Origin of the sequence: Amycolatopsis sp. NBC_01488 (genome assembly GCF_036227105.1) — a bacterium.
Taxonomy (GTDB): domain Bacteria; phylum Actinomycetota; class Actinomycetes; order Mycobacteriales; family Pseudonocardiaceae; genus Amycolatopsis.
The window spans coordinates 2,248,557-2,265,640 of sequence record NZ_CP109434.1 but is presented as its reverse complement, the minus strand read 5'-3'; the positions used below and the strand labels follow the sequence as shown (position 1 = coordinate 2,265,640).

At 70.6% G+C, this 17,084-nt stretch carries 16 protein-coding genes and 1 tRNA gene; 15 read left to right on the top strand and 2 right to left on the bottom strand.

Going from position 1 to position 17,084, the window contains the following annotated elements; translation table 11 throughout:
* Positions 1-135: 135 nt before the first annotated feature.
* Positions 136-759, top strand: coding sequence for a hypothetical protein (locus tag OG738_RS10900; protein WP_442875885.1), 624 nt, complete (start codon positions 136-138; stop codon positions 757-759).
* A 69-nt stretch (positions 760-828) separates the two neighbouring features.
* Entirely contained in the window at positions 829-2,376 is a 1,548-nt protein-coding gene (locus OG738_RS10895) for a serine/threonine-protein kinase (RefSeq protein WP_329053311.1), read from the top strand.
* Here the strand turns inward: OG738_RS10895 and OG738_RS10890 are convergent.
* Positions 2,361-3,035, bottom strand: coding sequence for an alpha/beta fold hydrolase (locus OG738_RS10890; RefSeq protein ID WP_329053309.1), 675 nt, complete (start codon positions 3,033-3,035; stop codon positions 2,361-2,363). The two genes, OG738_RS10895 and OG738_RS10890, sit on opposite strands and share 16 nt — an antisense overlap.
* A 134-nt stretch (positions 3,036-3,169) precedes the next feature.
* On the opposite strand from OG738_RS10890, the gene OG738_RS10885 reads away from it, so the two are divergent.
* Positions 3,170-3,709 (top strand): DUF2716 domain-containing protein, encoded by a 540-nt coding sequence (locus tag OG738_RS10885; RefSeq protein ID WP_329053306.1) that lies wholly within the window; start codon positions 3,170-3,172, stop codon positions 3,707-3,709.
* Between the two features lie 33 nt (positions 3,710-3,742).
* The gene (locus OG738_RS10880; RefSeq protein WP_155548401.1) at positions 3,743-4,144 is read left to right on the top strand and encodes an immunity 7 family protein; all 402 of its coding nucleotides are present in this window, start codon (positions 3,743-3,745) and stop codon (positions 4,142-4,144) included.
* Between the two features lie 267 nt (positions 4,145-4,411).
* Here OG738_RS10880 and OG738_RS10875 read toward each other — a convergent pair.
* A tRNA-Gly gene (locus tag OG738_RS10875) sits at positions 4,412-4,484 on the bottom strand.
* A gap of 188 nt (positions 4,485-4,672) precedes the next feature.
* Here OG738_RS10875 and OG738_RS10870 point away from each other — a divergent pair.
* The 11 genes from OG738_RS10870 (at position 4,673) to OG738_RS10820 (ending at position 17,055) form a co-directional block, all read left to right on the top strand.
* Positions 4,673-6,205 carry a sigma-70 family RNA polymerase sigma factor gene (locus tag OG738_RS10870; RefSeq protein ID WP_329053304.1) on the top strand — a complete coding sequence of 511 codons (1,533 nt, stop codon included), beginning with the start codon at positions 4,673-4,675 and terminating at the stop codon, positions 6,203-6,205.
* A 113-nt stretch (positions 6,206-6,318) separates the two neighbouring features.
* The gene (locus OG738_RS10865; protein ID WP_329053303.1) at positions 6,319-6,759 is read left to right on the top strand and encodes a DUF983 domain-containing protein; all 441 of its coding nucleotides are present in this window, start codon (positions 6,319-6,321) and stop codon (positions 6,757-6,759) included.
* 39 nt (positions 6,760-6,798) lie between these two features.
* A complete protein-coding gene (locus OG738_RS10860; RefSeq protein ID WP_329053302.1) occupies positions 6,799-7,659 on the top strand; it encodes an Fpg/Nei family DNA glycosylase in 861 nt (286 codons plus the stop codon).
* A gap of 290 nt (positions 7,660-7,949) precedes the next feature.
* On the top strand, positions 7,950-9,266 hold the full coding sequence (locus OG738_RS10855; protein WP_329053301.1) for a histidine kinase: 1,317 nt from the start codon (positions 7,950-7,952) through the stop codon (positions 9,264-9,266).
* Between the two features lie 19 nt (positions 9,267-9,285).
* The gene (locus OG738_RS10850) at positions 9,286-10,131 is read left to right on the top strand and encodes a S49 family peptidase (protein ID WP_329053300.1); all 846 of its coding nucleotides are present in this window, start codon (positions 9,286-9,288) and stop codon (positions 10,129-10,131) included.
* A gap of 158 nt (positions 10,132-10,289) precedes the next feature.
* Positions 10,290-11,678 carry a carbohydrate-binding protein gene (locus tag OG738_RS10845; RefSeq protein ID WP_329053298.1) on the top strand — a complete coding sequence of 463 codons (1,389 nt, stop codon included), beginning with the start codon at positions 10,290-10,292 and terminating at the stop codon, positions 11,676-11,678.
* Between the two features lie 83 nt (positions 11,679-11,761).
* Positions 11,762-12,598: a LytR/AlgR family response regulator transcription factor gene (locus OG738_RS10840; RefSeq protein WP_329053297.1), complete on the top strand. Its 837-nt coding sequence runs from the start codon at positions 11,762-11,764 to the stop codon at positions 12,596-12,598.
* A gap of 13 nt (positions 12,599-12,611) precedes the next feature.
* The gene (locus OG738_RS10835; protein WP_329053296.1) at positions 12,612-13,142 is read left to right on the top strand and encodes a hypothetical protein; all 531 of its coding nucleotides are present in this window, start codon (positions 12,612-12,614) and stop codon (positions 13,140-13,142) included.
* Between the two features lie 30 nt (positions 13,143-13,172).
* Positions 13,173-14,963: a sodium/solute symporter gene (locus tag OG738_RS10830; protein WP_329053295.1), complete on the top strand. Its 1,791-nt coding sequence runs from the start codon at positions 13,173-13,175 to the stop codon at positions 14,961-14,963.
* 125 nt (positions 14,964-15,088) lie between these two features.
* Complete coding sequence (locus tag OG738_RS10825; protein WP_329053293.1) at positions 15,089-15,439, top strand: DUF485 domain-containing protein; 351 nt, start codon at positions 15,089-15,091, stop codon at positions 15,437-15,439.
* Positions 15,436-17,055: a solute symporter family protein gene (locus tag OG738_RS10820; RefSeq protein WP_329053291.1), complete on the top strand. Its 1,620-nt coding sequence runs from the start codon at positions 15,436-15,438 to the stop codon at positions 17,053-17,055. Before OG738_RS10825 ends, OG738_RS10820 begins: the two co-directional genes overlap by 4 nt.
* The last annotated feature ends 29 nt before the right edge of the window (positions 17,056-17,084 follow it).

The window sequence follows — 17,084 nt, the reverse complement described above, 5'->3', positions numbered from 1 at the left end:
GGCAACTTAGCGCAAGTCCGCGCGTTCCGGGAGTCCCCGCTTCACGTCACCGCAACAGCCCCCGAAACTGTCGTACATATGTTCTAAAATGGGCGTTGTCCAGGGGAGATGCCGCTCGCGTGCGCGGGTGGCGTGATGGAGGAAGGCAGGGCCATGGCCTACATCACCCTGCCCACGTTCGTGGGCTACAGCGCGAGTTCCGGTCCGTCGCGGTCGTCGTTCGTCCGGCGGCAGCGCCGGCTGTACGAGGACCCGGCGCGAGCCGCGTTCAACTACTACCGGCGGGCGGCCAAGGCCGTGCGGTCCGGCCGGGCGGCGAACCAGGACGAGGTCGCGTTGCGCGCGCTCGTCAACGCCGCCGACGACCGGACGAAACCGCACTACGCCGCGATAGCCGAGGGCTGGCTGCGGTACCTCGGCCGGAAGTCGCCGCGGCTGGTCGAGGTCGGGCGCGGCCGCTGCCGGATCGGCGACCTCGAGATCGGCGTCAGCCCCCAGCTCGGGCTCCGCAAGAGCGACGGCCGCCGGTACGCGACCTGGCTCTACTTCAAGGAGGAACCGCTCACGAAGGACTCCGCGCAGCTCGCGCTGTGGGTGCTGGAGCAGGCGATGCCGGACATCCTGCCGGGCGGGCACGCGCTGGTGGTCGACGTCCGCCGGAGCAAGGAGTTCCAGCTCTCCGCCCGCGATCGCGAACGGTTGCGGCCCTGGGCCCGCAGCGAGGCTTCGGCGTTCCTCACGCTCTGGGACGTGGCCTGAGCCCGGGGAGGCGCCGGGCCCGTCCGGCGCCTCCCCTAGCATCGCCTCCGAGCTTTCAGGGGGGCGACGATGAGACTGGTCGCGGGGCGGTACGCGATCTCGGCCGAGCTGGGCCGGGGCGGCATGGGCGTCGTCTGGCGCGCCGAGGACAGGGTGCTCGGGCGGGCGGTCGCGCTGAAGGAGCTGGCCACCCCGCCGGGTACCAACCTCGAGCGGGTCATGCGCGAAGCCCGCACCGCGGGGCGGCTGAACGACCCCGCGGTCGTCACGGTGTACGACGTCGTCAGCGAGCACGGCGCCACGTTCATCGTGATGGAGCTGGTGGTCGCGCCGACGCTCGCCGACGTCGTCGGCCGTGAGGGATCGCTGGCCAACGACCGCGTCGCCGCGCTCGGGCTGCAGGTGCTCGGCGCGCTGGAGAGCGCCCACGCGGCCGGCGTCGTGCACCGGGACGTCAAGCCCAGCAACATCATGGTGCTGCCCGGCGACCGCGTGAAGCTCGCCGACTTCGGCATCGCGCGGGCGATGGACGACCCTTCGCTGACGCAGACCGGCGGCGTCATGGGCTCGCCCGGGTACATGGCGCCCGAGCTGTTCGCCGGGGCCGGGCCGTCGCCGGCGTCGGACCTCTGGTCGCTGGGCGCGACGCTCTTCCACGCCGCCGAAGGCCGGGCGCCCTTCCAGCGCACCACCACGGCCGCGACCCTGCACGCGATCATGTACGAGCAGCCGGTGCTCGACCGCTGCCGCGGCCCGCTCGCCGACGCCGTCCGCGGCCTGCTGACCCAGTCCACTTCGGACCGGCTGACCGCGTCCGGAGTCCGGCGGCTGCTGGAAACCGCGCGCAGCGCGATCACGGACTCGCCGACGTCGGCGGTCGACCCGGCCGCGTTGCCGACGGTCGTCTTCGAGCCGGTGACGGCCAAGGTGGCCGCGCCGTCACCGACCACAGTGGACTGGGAGCCGCCGCCGAAGAAGCGCCGGCTGCCGCTGGTGCTGACCGGGGTGGCGGTCGCCGTCGTCGCCGCGCTCGGCGCGATCTTCCTCCTCAAGCCGGACGCCACCACGCCGGTGGCCGCGAGCGCTCCCGGTCCGGCGTCGACGTCGTCCGCCGCGAAGCCGACCACTTCGAAGCCCAGCTCCAAGAAGCCCACCTCGTCCCCGAGCACGTCGGCGTTGCCGGGCGCGAGTTCGACCCCGCCGTCCCCGACGCCGACCACCGGGGACAAGCCGCACCCGGCCGAAGTGCCGTTGATCCGCTACCACCAGCCGGACGGCGGCCACTTCAGCGGCACGAAGAAGATCGGCCCGCCGGCCGGGTTCACGAAGGAGGGCGTGTTCGGCTCCCTCGTCGCGACGGCCGAGCCGGACACGCGGAAGCTGTTCGCCTGCAAGGTGAAGGACCAGCCGGACTGGTTCACCTCGCCCGACCAGAGCGGCAAGTGCGAGGGCCAGCAGTCCCTCGGCCTGCTCGGCCACATCTACGCCAACCCGCCGTCCTGGGCGAGCGCGCGGCCGCTCTACCGCTGCAACGCGGGCGCGAACCACTTCGACTCGCTCGACGCCGGCTGCGAGGGCAAGACCAAGGAGTTCCTGATGGGCTACGTCGTCGTCTGAAGTACCCCGGCCACCTGCTCCGGCCGGGTGACGAAGGGGTGGTGCGCCACCGGCAGCTCGACGACGTCGGTGGCGCGCGCCGCCTGTTCCCGCTGCTTCTCGGGCAGCGTCGCGCGGTCGTCGGCGCAGACGAGGTACGTGGCCGGGATCTCGCGCCACGCGGCGGTCGTCGTCCGCTGGCCGAAGACCACCTCGTTCTGGGCGGTGAGCCGGGCCGCGGCGCCGGCGTACGCCACGTCGTCGAAGTCCTGGGCGAAGAGCGGCCGCACCAGCTCCTCGCGGACGCTCGCGGTGCCGTCGCCGTGGCTGACGTGCCAGGGCGGCGGCTCGGTGCCGCCGAAGTCCGCCAGCGCCTCGCCGACGTCCGGCAGGAACGACGTCACGTAGACGAGCCGGCGGACGGCGGGGTGGTTCCCGGCCTCTGTGATCACCATCCCTCCGTACGAATGTCCGACCAGCAGAACGGGCTCGTCGGCGGCGTCGAGCAGCGCGCGGACGGCCGCGGCGTCGTCCTGGAGATCGCCGCGCGGCTCGCTCTCGCAGCTCGGCAGCACCACCGCTGAGCTGCGCAGACCGTGCCGGGCGAGTACCTCCGCCGTCGGCTGCCACCACCAGGCGCCGTCCCGGACGAACGCACCGTGCACGAAGACAACCCGCATGGTGACAACTTGGCAGAACCCACCCGGTCGAGTGACACAGTTCGCGGTGAGCGGACGCGGACTGGACAAACCGGAGGCCGAACACGAAGCTTTCGCGTGTTCTTCCGTGCCCGGCCGAGTCAGAGGTCGTAACAGTGAATGCTGCCTGGGAAGCCGTCTCCCGCGTCGCCGACGAACCCGCCTGGTACTGGGTGTACGACAAGCTGGCGTTCTGGCCGAGCACCTACGCCCACGCCTGGCCGGGCTTCCGCGAGCCGGTGCCGTCGCGGACCTGGGACCTCTCGCCCGGCGACCTGGACCGCGCCTCGGCGGAGTTCCGCCTCGGCCCGTACGCCGTCGACGAGCACCAGGTCGCGGCCATCGCGCTGGCCGCGTTCCGCGAGGTCTGCGGCCCCGACGACTGGATGTGGGCGCTGCACTGGCAGCACCAGTCCTACCGCGTCCGCCCGCACCTGATGACCCCGGGCGCGCGCTGGCCGGTGCCGGTGTTCCCGCGCGCGGACTACCACCTGTTCCTGGCCGCGGACTTCTCGTTCGGCACGCTCGGCCACCCCTGGGAGCGCACGCTCTGCGTGTTCGGCGACAAGCTCGTCCCGGCGTTCGAGAAGCACGGCGAAGGCGTCCTGACGAACGTCCTGCGCAAGGACGGAAAGCCGTCCGCGCTGGCCCGCTGAACTCGCCGTTGATCTCTTGCTACCGTTGCGCGGGTGTTCGAATATCACGGCTGGGTGACCATCCAGGCGACCGCGAGCGGCGATGACGACGCGGCGCTCCTGGAGCGCCTGGTCGACCGCGTGCACCGCGCCATCCGCGACGCGGGTGACTTCGACCTGGTCGACCTCCGCTGGAGCGCGGGCATGCCGATGCTCCACTTCGCGGGCTTCGACAAGCACGGCGGCCGCCTGGCCCCGGAGCTGCTGGAGCTGTTCACGAGGGCCGGCGAGCTGGCCCCGGGTTCGTACGGCCTCCTGCACGTCTGGGACGACCAGGACCCCGAGCACGACAACGAGTTCCGCGTCTACCGCATGGCGCGCGGCCAGGTGACGGAGCGCGAAGACCCGCACCTGACCCCGGTGGCCCCGACGGTCCTGGACGTCTACGAGCTGTAGCTCCCAGGACCCGCGGCGTCGGCCCCCCGAGCATCACCCGAAGAGGTGGCTTCGCGAAAAGGCGTCCGGACCACCAGATGAAAACCATTGCCGAACCGGCACGAGCCCGGCCGCAACCGACGAACGTCGTGTGACAGCGGTCACCGGACCGACCCGCTCGCGAAGTCTGGCGGAGGCGCCGTGGGGGTCCGGGGGCTCGGCCCCCGGGGTGAAATGGCGAAGGGGCCGTGGTCGACGCTGTCCGTCGACACACGGCCCCTGTCCCTGAGCGGATGACGGGATTCGAACCCGCGACCCTCACCTTGGCAAGGTGATGCGCTACCAGCTGCGCTACATCCGCACTGCCTTGCTGTTGAGAAGCACTCTATACCAACCGGAAACCGCTCCGATGAGCGGGTCCCCCGGTGCCCTGAGCCGGTGCTTCGGTGTCACAGCTGGCGTACAAGGGGTGACGACGGCTGATTCCCTCCGTATGGTGTCCCCATTCGACCGAATGGGGAGACCTTCGGGGAGGAGGTGCCGGGCCGGATGACCGAGCTGGGCACGGTGCCGCCACCAGCGGCCTCGGAATCCGACGAGCAGGCACTGCTGCAACGACTTCGAAACGGCGAGGACGCCGCGTTCGGAGAGCTGTTCGAGCTGCATGCCGCCGCCGTCCGGAGACTGGCGCAGAGCCTGGCTTCCGACCGGTCCGAGGCCGAGGACATCACCGCGGAGACGTTCTTCCGCGTGCTCCAGGCCCTTCGCCGGGGCGCCGGTCCCCGTGACTACGTCCGCGCCTACCTGCTCACCGTCGCCCGCCGCGTCTCCTGGGAGTGGCACGGCGCCCGCCGCGACGTCCCCGTGTCGGACGACGAGCTGACCTTCCGCGCCGGCGCGGGTGCGGACACGCACGCCCGCACGGCCGAGCACACGCTGATCACGACGGCGTTCACGAGCCTGCCCGAGCGCTGGCGGACCGTCCTGTGGCAGACCGAGGTCGAGGGCGAGCAGCCGGCCATGGTCGCCACTCACTTCGGGCTGAGCGCGAACGCCACCGCGGCGCTGGCCCGCCGCGCCCGCCAGGGTCTCCGCGCGGCGTACCTGCAGGCGCACCTTTCGGTGAACTGCGGGCCGGACTCGTGCCGCGCGGTCGTCGAAAAGCTCGGCGGGTTCACCGCGGGCAGCGTCACCGGCGCCGAGGCCGAACGGATCAAGGTCCACCTGCACGGCTGCCCCTCGTGCCGCGCGACGCAGGACGAGCTGCGCGACGTCTGCTCGTCGCTGCGCGCCCACGCCGGGGTGCTGGTGCTGCTGGTGCCGGCCGCGGCAGGCGGCAGCGGCGTGCTGGCCGGGCTCGGTACGACGCTCAAGGGCGTGCTGGTCGGCTCGAAGGTCAAGATCGGGCTCGCGCTGGCGTCGACCGCGGCCGTGGGTGCCGTCGGCGTCGCGGCCGGGCCGGTGCTGTTCGGCTCGACGCCGGTCCAGGACGTCGGGCTGACCGGCGGTGCGCCCGAGCTCGTGGTGGTGCCGCCGACCGGGTCGCACCACCAGCCGCCTCCGCAGCCGCAGCCGGATCCGCACATCGGCATCGGCGTGCTCAACGGCCGCGGCACCGGCGTCGCCGTCCCGGTGCGGCAGCGCACCGGCACCCGGCAGGTGGGGGCGAACGAGGTGCCGTCCGTGCCGGCGGCCGACGTCCCGGTCGGTGACGTCGGCGGCGGGAGCGGGACCGTCCCGCGCCCGAGCGGCGAAACCCCGCGCGACGACCTGACCTCCTCTACCTTCATGACGCCTGACCACTCGACGACATCGCCGCGGCTGGACTCGACGAGCACGGAGATGACGAAGTCCAGCGACGAGACGGCGCCGCCGAGCGCCGGGGCCCCGGAGCTGTCGCCGGCGAGCACGACGACGACCGCGCCGACCAAGCCGGCACCCACCGGCGACGACCCGGCGACCACCGAGCCGTCGACGACGGTGACGCCGACGTCCGGGAAGCCGTGCCCGAGCAGCGCGTCCGCCGTCACCGAGTCGGGCGAACCGGCGGATCCGGCGCCGACCGGTTCGCCGGCTCCCTGAACTGCGGTGATCAACTTCGCCGCGTGGGATGTCCGATTCCTCCCTCGCGCGGGCGAGCCGGGGCACGGTACCGTTGTGGTGCTCACCCTGCGGGCGCCCCGGGAGGCAACTGAATGAACCGGCTGGTACGCGGCGAAGACGGCCGCGACTGGGTGGTCCGTGCCCAGATGGAATGGCGCGCACCGGCGACGGCCGACGACTTCGAGCACGACGTCGCCGGCAGCTACGGCCCCGGCATCGCGATGATCGTGGTGACCGCGCTGCTGGCCGTGATCCTCGTCGTGTGGACGCCGACCGAGGTCAACATCCCCGCGTGGGTACTGCTGGCGCTGCTGCTCATAGTGCTGTTCTTCCCGCTGCGCTGGATCCTGCGGCGGCCGTGGACGGTCGTCGCGGAGACCGAGGGCGACCTGGCCGGCGACCGGCCGTCCGAGCGCTGGGTCGGCACCATCCGCGGCATGTTCACCGTGCAGGGCGAGGTCAAGAAGATCTCCAAGACGATCCAGCGGCACTCGCTGCCGGACTTCGACGGGCCGCTGCACCCGGTCGAGTAGCCGGTACCGGAATTCGGCCGAAGGGGCGAAACTGGGAGCATGCCCGAACTGCCCGAGGTCGAAGCGCTGGCGCACCACCTGCGTGAGAACGCGGTAGGTCAGACGATCTTCCGCATCGATGTCGCATCGCTGAGCGTGCTGAAGACGGCGATGCCGCCGTGGACCGAGCTGCACGGCCGCGAGATCACCGGCGCGACCCGGCACGGCAAGCACCTCGACGTCGTCGCGGGTGACCTGCACCTGGTCGTCCACCTGGCCCGGGCGGGCTGGCTGCGCTGGTCTGACGGCCTGGCCGCGGCACCGCTCAAGCCGGGCAAGGGCCCGATCTCGCTGCGCGTGCACCTCGAGTCCGCCACCGGGCCCGGCTTCGACCTCACCGAAGCGGGCACGAAGAAGGGTCTCGCGGTGTGGATCGTGAAGGACCCGCAGGAGATCGCGAGCGTCGCGCGCCTCGGCCCGGACGCGCTTTCGCTCGACGCCGCCCAGCTGCGCGAGCTGTTCGCGGGGAGGAACACGCGGCTTAAGTGGGCGCTCACCGACCAGTCGCTGATCGCCGGCATCGGCAACGCCTACTCCGACGAGATCCTGCACCGCGCGAAGCTCTCCCCGTACGCGACGATCGGCAAGCTCGACGACGGCGCGCTGGAGACCCTGGCCGAGGCGATCGTCGAGATCGAGTCGGACGCGGTCCAGCGGTCGGTGGGCCAGAAGGCCGCGCGCCTGAAGGGGGAGAAGCGCTCGGGCCTGCGCGTCCACGCCCGCACCGGGCTGCCGTGCCCGGTCTGTGGCGACACGATCCGCGAGATCTCCTTCGCCGACAAGTCGTTCCAGTACTGCCCGACCTGCCAGACGGGCGGCAAGCCGCTGGCCGACCGCCGGATGTCGCGGCTGCTGAAGTAGCCGTGACACCTGTGGTCGCCACGTCACGCACCGGGATTCCCCCGTTCGGCCGCACGTGCTGTGCCGCCGCCGGTCCGGACCCCGGAGCCGCCGCGATCGCCGACAGCGAAACCCGGCTCTTCCTGGAGCTTTCCCCGGATCCGGTGGAACACGACGCCCCTCCCGCGTGTTGCGGACAGTGACCGGTCGGCACACCGTCCGACTCTTAGTAGGGTCACCCCAACCCTCGGTCATCACAGTTGGACAGAAAGTGGGATCAGGCCTTGCACCCGGTTGGTCGAGCGCAGAGCATGGACGCCGTGTCCGGGTTTCCGCTTGCGCAGATCGTCCCCTGGGGGGTCGCGGTCCTGCTCGGCATCGTGGTGGTCGTGCTGCTCGTGAAGCAGCGCAAGCCGGCCAGCGTGGTGGAAGATGCCATGCTGCAGGCCGTCCACCGGATGTCGAAGGCCGCGCCGAACCTCCGCTCGGGCCTGGACGAGGACGCCGCCGACAAGATCACCACCCAGCTGCTGCAGATGCTCGACTGCGTCGCCGTCGGCATCACCGACAGCGAGGGCACGCTGCTGTCCTGGGACGGCGAGGCGAACGAGCACTACGTCGACCTCGTCGACGCCATCGGCGCCGCCATCCGCAAGCACCGCCGCGAGGTCGTCGCGCACGACCGGATGCCCTGCAACCACCGCGGCACCTGCCGGATGAAGACCGCCGTCATCGTGCCGCTGCTGGTCGAGGGCGAGACCGAAGCGGCGCTGATCGTCGTCGGCCGCACCCGGGGGCGGCTGGTGCAGATGGCCGACGCCGTCGCCCAGTTCGTCTGCACGCAGTTCGAGCTGTCCCGGCTCGACGAGTCGAAGCAGCAGCTCCAGCAGGCCGAGATCAAGGCGCTGCGCGCGCAGATCTCGCCGCACTTCGTCTACAACGCGCTCAACACGATCTCCGCGCTGATCCGCACGGACCCCGAAGAGGCGCGAGAGCTGCTTCAGGACTTCGCGGACTTCACGCGCTACTCGTTCCGGACGTCGGGCATGTTCACCTCGCTCGCCGAGGAACTGCGCAACATCGACCGCTACCTGACGATCGAGAACGCCCGCTTCGGCGGCCGGCTCGAGGTGCGGATGAAGATCGCGCCCGAGGTGCTCAGCGTCGTCGTGCCGTTCCTGATCATCCAGCCGCTGGTGGAGAACGCCGTCAAGCACGGCCTGGCCAGCAAGCCCAGCGGCGGCTGCGTCACGGTGATCGCGCAGGACCACGGCACCGAGGCGCTGATCAGCGTCGAGGACGACGGCATCGGCATGGACCCGCGGCGGCTGCGGGACGTCAAGAACGCGCACAGCACGGGCGCGCACGTCGGGCTCGGCAACATCAGCCAGCGCATGCAGCAGGTCTTCGGCAGCGACTACGCGGTGATGGTGGAGACCGCGCCCGGCGCGGGCATGAAGGTGACGCTGCGGGTGCCCAAGTTCGTCCCGGGCGTCCGGCCGAACATGCCGGACTACAGCGCCGAAGACGACGCCGACGTGCCGGCCCAGGGCGGCCCGGCCCAGCTGAACGGCACCGAGGTGAACGGCGTCAACGGCACGCGCTCCGGCATCCTCCCCATGGGCTGAATCCCGCTAACCTGGCGTTATGAGCGTTACGGACAAGCTGGCTTCGCGGATCCCGGTGCTCGCCGACCGCGTGGAGCGCAAGGACGTCGTGGCCGTGGTGAAGCTGCACGGCGTGATCACGCCGTCGCCGTCCCCGCTGGCCAGGGGCGCGATCAACCTCGCCGCCGTCGAATCGGCGTTGACCAGGGCGTTCGGCCACGACCGGCTGAAGGCCGTCGCGCTGCTGATCAACTCGCCGGGCGGCGCGCCGACGCAGTCCGGGCTGGTCGCCGAGCGGATCCGGCAGCTGGCCGACGAGAAGGGCGTGCCGGTACTGGCGTTCTGCGAGGACGTCGCCGCATCGGGCGGGTACTGGCTGGCTTGCGCGGCCGACGAGATCTACGCGCACCGGACGTCGATGGTGGGCTCGATCGGCGTGATCAGCGGCGGCTTCGGCTTCACCGGGCTCCTCGAGCGGTTCGGCATCGAGCGCCGGCTGCACACGGCGGGCGCGAACAAGTCGCGCCTCGATCCGTTCTCGCCGGAGAAGCCCGAAGACGTCGAGTGGCTGAAGAAGATGCACACCCAGCTCCACGAGCTGTTCGTGAGCTGGGTGAAGGAGCGCCGCGGCGACCGCCTGAACGACGCCGAGGACCTCTTCACCGGCGACGTCTGGCTGGGCGCGAAGGCGCAGGAGCTGGGCCTGATCGACGGCCTGGGCAGCCTCCGCCAGATCGTCACCGAGCGGTACCCGGCCGCGGAGATCTCGGTGGCCGAGCCGAAGAAGGCCCTGCTCGCCCGCCTGGGCATCGGAGCACCGGCCGCGGCGTCGGCGGTACTGGAGGCGGTGACGCAGAAGGCGGCGTGGTCCCGCTTCGGTCTCTGAGTTCGCTGTCCGGTTTGGGTACTTCCGGGCAGACTTTGTGACCTGGATCACTCTAGCTGCGTAACGTCTCTGGAGTTCCCCATGGGGCGTCGGGTTTCCTCGTGAACGGGCTTTGTTGCGATCGGCAACAAATCCGGCCGACGAGGAGGTCGTACCCGATGCCCCACTCCCGAAGACTCGCCATCGGTGCCGTGCTCGGCGCCGCGCTCATCGCCATCCCGCTGACCCTGCCCGCCGCCGCGTCGATCCCGCCGCCGGAGTCGGGCTGGACCACCGTCTTCGCCGACGACTTCACCGGTAGCTCCGGCGCCCTGCCCTCCGGCGCCAACTGGATCGTCGACACCGGTCACTCCTACCCCGGCGGCCCCGCCAACTGGGGCACCGGCGAGATCCAGAACTACACGGCGAGCCCGTCGAACCTCTCCCTGGACGGCGCCGGCAACCTCCGCATCACGCCGTTGCGCGACGGCTCCGGCAACTGGACGTCGGCGCGGATCGAAACCCAGCGCACCGACTTCAAGCCCCCGGCCGGCGGCGTCCTGCGGATCGAGAGCCGGATCCAGATGCCGAACGTCACCGGCGCCGCCGCGCTCGGCTACTGGCCTGCCTTCTGGGCGCTCGGCGGCCCCTACCGCGGCAACTGGTGGAACTGGCCCGCCATCGGCGAGTTCGACATCATGGAGAACGTCAACGGGATCAACTCCGTCTGGGGCGTCATGCACTGCGGCGTCAACCCGGGCGGGCCGTGCAACGAGACCACCGGCATCGTCAACAACCGGGCGTGCCCGGGCAGCAGCTGCCAGTCGGCCTTCCACACCTACCGCTTCGAGTGGGACGCGAGCGTCAGCCCGCAGGTGTTCCGCTGGTTCGTCGACGGCCAGCAGTTCCACTCGGTCAGCCAGAACCAGGTCGACGCGACGACGTGGGCGAACATGACGAGCCACCAGGGCTACTTCGTCCTGCTGAACGTCGCGATCGGCGGCGCGTTCCCGAACAACAACTCCGGCACGACCACGCCGGGGCCGGGGATCGTGCCGGGGCACCCGATGGTCGTCGACTACGTGACGGTCACCACCCGCGGCGGTGGCGGTGGCACCACGACCCCGCCGACCACGACGACTCCGCCCGGCAGCGGCGGCAGCGCGTACAGCACCATCCAGGCCGAGTCGTACAGCCAGCAGAACGGCCTGGCCAAGCAGACCACCACCGACACCGGCGGCGGGCAGAACATCGGGCCGGCCGGCAACGGCGACTGGGCGCTCTACCCCGGTATCGACTTCGGGAGCAGCGCGGCGACGAACTTCCAGGCGCGCGTGGCGTCCGGAGCGGGCAGCGGGGTCAGCGGCCTGATCGAGGTCCGGCTGGACAGCCTGTCCAACGCCCCGATCGGCAGCTTCGCCGTCGGCAACACGGGCGGCTGGCAGAGCTGGCGGACCGTCCCGGCCAACATCAGCGCGGTGACCGGCGTGCACAACGTGTACCTGACGTTCACGAGCGGCCAGCCCGCCGACTTCGTGAACCTCAATTGGTTCACGTTCGTGCACTGAGACGAGGGACCCGCGGCCCGGGCCGCGGGGTCCTCTCACTTCAGGCGGACGGGGGCTGGACATTGCACTCGGCAATGGGCAGGATGCGTTTCACTGTGAGTGCTCACGATGACACCCGGAAGCTCGTGGTCCTGGCTGTGGACGACGAGCCTCGAGGTCTGGACGAACTCGTCCACTGCCTGCGCAACAGCCCGCACGTCGCGAAGGTGTTCCCGGCGATCGACGCGTCGGAGGCGCTGCGGCTGCTGTCCACCGACGACCCGAGGCTACGCGACCGCAAGGAGCGCGGCCTCCCGATCGTCGACGCCGTCTTCGCCGACATCGACATGCCCGGCCTGTCCGGCATGGAGATGTCCCGCGTGTTCGCCGCGCTCCGGCCGTCGCCCGCGCTCGTGTTCGTCACCGGGCACGCCGAAGAGGCGGTCAACGCCTTCGACCTCGGCGCCCTCGACTACGTGCTGAAGCCGTACCAGCAGGATCGCCTCGACCGCGCGATCTCCCGCGTGCTCGAGAAGCTGGCCTCGGCCGCGGCGCCGCAGCCCGGTGCCCTCGGCGGCGAGCCGGGCGTGAAGAACGACGACGAGGTCATCCCGGTCGAGCTGGCCGGCACCACCAAGCTCATCCCGCGTTCGTCGGTCCGCTGGGTCGAGGCGCAGGGCGACTACGCGCGGCTGTTCACCACCGACGGCAGCCACCTGGTCCGCATCCCGCTGGCCCAGCTCGAAGAACGCTGGGAGAAGGCCGGGTTCGTCCGGATCCACCGGTCGTTCCTGGTCGCGCTGCCGCTCATCACCGAGCTGCGCATGGGCCAGGGCGGCTACCAGGTCGTGATCGGCAACGAGGAGAAGGTGCTGCCGGTCAGCAGGCGGCACACCCGCGCGCTGAAGGACCGGCTGGTCGGTTCGGGCCGGAACGGCTGAGCCGGGACCGGTCATGACCGACGACTTCTACGAGCGCCGCGCGAACGGCGTGCGAGAGCCCGATCCGACGCTCGGCAGGCGTCGCGCCAAGACACCGTTGCCGCAGCCGTCGGACCGCGCCGTCGTCGAGTCGCTGCCGCCCGCGCCGGACGACGAGCCCGCGCCGAAGCCGGAGCACCACGCGAAACCCAAGCGGGAGCGAGTGATCCTCGCCGACCCGCGCCGCGGCGCCGGCAGCCTGCGGGCCCGTGTCGAGCTGGAAGAGCAGACCAGCTGGGGAAAGCTGCTCGTGAAGGACCACCTGGTCAAGGTCCAGCTGCGCACGGCGCTGCTGCTGGCCGGGCTGGTGGTCGTCGTGTTCGGCTCGCTGCCGGCGCTGTTCTACCTGCTTCCCGGGTTCTCCCGGTTGAGCCTGGTCGGCATCCCGGTGGCCTGGTTGATCCTGGGCGTCCTGCCGTTCCCGTTCCTGTTCGGCGTGGGCATCTGGTACAACCGCCTGGCCGAACGCAACGAACGCGCGTTCGTGGACATGATCGAAAACTAGTTTCCGCACGACTCGTGCGAGGATTCCCCCGTGCAGCTGAACCCGTGGGCCTTGGCCGGCATCGTGCTGGTCGCCGTGGTGACGTTCTTCCTCGGTCACCGCTCTTCGCGTTCGGCCACGAGCACGCACGACTTCCTGGTCGCCCGGCGGACCGTGCGGTCCCGCCGCAACGCCGCCGCGATCTCCGGTGAGTACCTGTCCGCGGCGTCGTTCCTCGGCATCGCGGGGATCGTGCTCAAGGACGGCGCCGACGCGCTGTGGTTCCCGATCGGCTTCACCGCGGGCTACCTCGCGCTGATGCTCTTCGTCGCGGCGCCCCTGCGGCGCTCCGGCGCGTACACGCTGCCGGACTTCGTCGAGATGCGGCTCGGCTCGATCGGGCTCCGCCGGTTCTCGACGGCGTTCGTGGTGTTCATCGGGATCCTCTACATGGTCCCGCAGCTGCAGGCCGCGGGACTGGCGCTGGCGACGATCCTGCCGGTGCCGGTCTGGGCGGGTGCGATCGCGGTGATGGTCGTGGTGGCGTTCAACGTGATCGCCGGCGGCATGCGCGCGATCACCGTCGTCCAGGCCTTCCAGTACTGGCTCAAGCTGTTCGCGATCTCGGTGCCCGCGTTCGTGCTGTGCATGGTCTTCTTCGCCGGCGGCGGCCCGGACGGCTTCCGCCCGCTCGGCGCCGCGGCGCCGCCGGTGTTCACCAGTGACACCACAGTGGACGTCCAGACCGACGTCACCCTCCACGTGCAGAGCGACACCTACCTCTGGGCCTACGGCCGCACGGACAACGGTCCGGCCGCCGGACCGACGCACTGGACCCCGCTGGCGCCGCACACGGTTTCCGAAGGCACGAAGCTGAAGTTCCTGGCCGGCACGCCGGTGCCGGTGGTCAGCGACGCGAGCGCGGTCAACGCGAACTGGCTGCACCCGGGCTCGGGCAGCCTCACCGACCTGCTCCAGACGTATTCGCTGATGTTCGCGACGTTCCTGGGCACGATGGGCCTGCCGCACGTGCTGGTCCGCTTCTACACCAACCCCGACGGCAAGGCCGCGCGCCGCACCACCGTGCACGTCCTGCTGTTGCTGGGCCTCTTCTACCTCTTCCCGACGCTGCTGGGCGCGCTGTCCCGGATGTACGTCCCGGAGCTGCTGGTCACCGGCAAGACGGACGCGGCGATCCTGCGGCTGCCTTCGGCGATGCTGCCGGGCGTCGGCGGCCAGATCCTCGGCGCGGTCACCGCGGCCGGCGCGTTCGCCGCGTTCCTGTCCAGCACGTCCGGGCTGCTGGTCAGCGTCGCCGGCGTGGTCTCGACTGACCTGCTGCCCGGCCGGGTCCGCGACTTCCGCGTCGCGACCGGGCTGGTCGCGCTGTTCCCGATCGCGCTGGCGGTCGCGCTGCGGCCGGAGGACATCTCGCTGTCGATCGGGCTGACGTTCGCGCTCGCCGCGTCGACGTTCAGCCCGCTGCTGGTGCTGGGGATCTGGTGGCGCAAGCTGTCCTGGCCGGGCGCGCTGGCCGGGATGTTCGTCGGCGGCGGTCTCGTGCTGGCCGCGCTGATCGTCAACGTCGTGAGCGGCTACACCGGCGGCTGGGCGCCGTGGTTCGTGACGCAGCCGGCGCTGATCACCGTGCCAGTGGCGTTCGTGACGACGTACTTCGTCAGCCGCGTGACCGGCTACGGGCGTCCGGACCACGTGCACGACATCATGCTGCGGCTGCACGCGCCCGATCCGCTCGGCTTCATGCGGGACCGGGCGGTCGCGCGGTTCGGCCAGGCCGAGGAGAAGACCCGGATCGCCGGGCGCGGTCGGCATCGCAAGTGACGCACTGACGTTCAGTAAGGGATTAATACCCGATCGAGGGATTTCGAACTACCCGGTCGACCCATACGTTCCGTTGGTTTCTACCAGTACGACCAGTACGAAAAACGGGAAGGTGGAGATCGGCTGTGAGCAGCACCGAACACGACGTCGGTGGCGCGGAGCCGCAGACCGACTGGGAGAGCATCCAGGGGAGTCCCGAATTCACGGACCTGCGCCGCCGATTGCGGGTGTTCGTGTTCCCGATGACCGCGCTGTTCCTGCTCTGGTACCTGCTGTACGTGTTCCTCGCCGACTACGCGCACGGCTTCATGAGCACCAAGCTGGTCGGCAACATCAACGTCGGCCTGGTCTTCGGCCTCCTGCAGTTCGTCTCGACGTTCGTCATCACCGGGCTGTACGTCCGGTACGCCAACCGCAGGCTCGACCCGGTCGCCGACGAGATCCGCGCCCGGATCGAAGGAGGGCCGGTCGCATGAGCCTCGCCGCGGGCGTGGAGGGCTCCAACTCCACCCTCAACATCATCATCTTCCTGGTCTTCGTCGCGATCACGCTGGTGATCGTGTTCCGGGCCAGTCGCAACACGAAGACGGCGTCGGACTACTACGCCGCCGGCCGCGCGTTCACCGGCCCGCAGAACGGCATCGCGATTTCCGGTGACTACCTTTCCGCGGCGTCGTTCCTCGGCATCGCGGGCGCGATCGCCGTCAACGGGTACGACGGATTCCTCTATTCGGTCGGCTTTCTCGTCGCGTGGCTCGTCGCGCTGCTGCTGGTCGCGGAACTGCTCCGCAACACCGGCAAGTTCACCATGGGCGACGTCCTCGCGTTCCGCATGAAGCAGACGCCGGTGCGCGCGGCCGCGGCGGTTTCGACGCTGGCCGTGTCGTTCTTCTACCTGCTCGCGCAGATGGCGGGCGCCGGTGGTCTGGTCAACCTGCTGCTCGGCATCTCGGGCGAGGCGGGACAGGACGTCGTGATCGCCGTCGTCGGCGTGATCATGATCGTGTACGTGCTGATCGGCGGCATGAAGGGCACCACCTGGGTGCAGATCATCAAGGCGGCGCTGCTGATCATCGGCGCCTTCGCGATGACGCTGTGGGTGCTCGGCAAGTACGGCTTCAACCTGTCCAGCCTGTTCCAGGCGGCCGTCGACAAGGGCGGCGCGGCGCTGCTCGACCCGGGCAAGCAGTACGGCAAGACGGGCACGACGAAGCTCGACTTCCTGTCGCTCGGCATCGCGCTGGTGCTGGGCACCGCGGGCCTGCCGCACGTACTGATGCGCTTCTACACGGTGCCGACCGCGCGCGACGCGCGTCGTTCGGTGGTCTGGGCGATCGTGCTGATCGGCGTGTTCTACCTGTTCACACTGGTGCTCGGCTACGGCGCCGGAGCGATCGTCGGACCGGACAAGATCTCGAAGGCACCGGGGACGACGAACGCCGCGGCCCCGCTGCTGGCGCTGGAGCTCGGCGGCCCGGTGCTGCTCGGGTTCATTTCGGCGGTCGCGTTCGCGACGATCCTCGCGGTGGTCGCCGGCCTGACGATCACGGCGTCGGCGTCCTTCGCCCACGACGTCTACGCGAGCGTGATCAAGAAGGGCAAGGTCTCGACCGGCGGCGAGGTCCGCGTCGCCCGGATCACGGCGCTGGTGATCGGCGCGCTGGCCATCGCGGGCGGCATCCTGGCGAAGAGCCAGAACGTCGCGTTCCTGGTGGCGCTGGCGTTCGCGGTGGCGGCGTCGGCGAACCTGCCGACGATCCTGTATTCGCTGTTCTGGAAGCGGTTCAACACCCAGGGCGCGCTGTGGTCGATCTACGGCGGCCTGCTGGTCACCATCGTGCTGATCGTCTTCTCGCCGGCGGTCTCGGGCAAGCCCGTGGACGCCAAGACGGGCAAGAGCGCGTCGATGATCCAGGGCGTCGACTTCCACTGGTTCCCGCTCGACAACCCGGGCCTGGTCTCGATCCCGGCCGCGTTCCTGCTCGGCTGGCTCGGCACGGTCCTGTCGAAGGAGCGCAACCCCGAGAAGTACGCGGAGATGGAGGTGCGCGCGCTGACCGGCGCGGGCGCCGAGAAGGCCGTCACGCACTGAGCCGACGGGCCTCCCGGACTCCCGGGAGG

Bases quoted from the DNA above. Each gene is read 5' to 3' on its own strand.
- OG738_RS10900 (WP_442875885.1), top strand. From the start codon at position 136: ATGGAGGAAGGCAGGGCCATGGCCTACATCACCCTGCCCACGTTCGTG.
- OG738_RS10895 (WP_329053311.1), top strand. From the start codon at position 829: ATGAGACTGGTCGCGGGGCGGTACGCGATCTCGGCCGAGCTGGGCCGG.
- OG738_RS10890 (WP_329053309.1), bottom strand. From the start codon at position 3,035: ATGCGGGTTGTCTTCGTGCACGGTGCGTTCGTCCGGGACGGCGCCTGG.
- OG738_RS10870 (WP_329053304.1), top strand. From the start codon at position 4,673: ATGACCGAGCTGGGCACGGTGCCGCCACCAGCGGCCTCGGAATCCGAC.
- OG738_RS10865 (WP_329053303.1), top strand. From the start codon at position 6,319: ATGAACCGGCTGGTACGCGGCGAAGACGGCCGCGACTGGGTGGTCCGT.
- OG738_RS10860 (WP_329053302.1), top strand. From the start codon at position 6,799: ATGCCCGAACTGCCCGAGGTCGAAGCGCTGGCGCACCACCTGCGTGAG.
- OG738_RS10855 (WP_329053301.1), top strand. From the start codon at position 7,950: ATGGACGCCGTGTCCGGGTTTCCGCTTGCGCAGATCGTCCCCTGGGGG.
- OG738_RS10850 (WP_329053300.1), top strand. From the start codon at position 9,286: ATGAGCGTTACGGACAAGCTGGCTTCGCGGATCCCGGTGCTCGCCGAC.
- OG738_RS10845 (WP_329053298.1), top strand. From the start codon at position 10,290: ATGCCCCACTCCCGAAGACTCGCCATCGGTGCCGTGCTCGGCGCCGCG.
- OG738_RS10840 (WP_329053297.1), top strand. From the start codon at position 11,762: ATGCGTTTCACTGTGAGTGCTCACGATGACACCCGGAAGCTCGTGGTC.
- OG738_RS10835 (WP_329053296.1), top strand. From the start codon at position 12,612: ATGACCGACGACTTCTACGAGCGCCGCGCGAACGGCGTGCGAGAGCCC.
- OG738_RS10820 (WP_329053291.1), top strand. From the start codon at position 15,436: ATGAGCCTCGCCGCGGGCGTGGAGGGCTCCAACTCCACCCTCAACATC.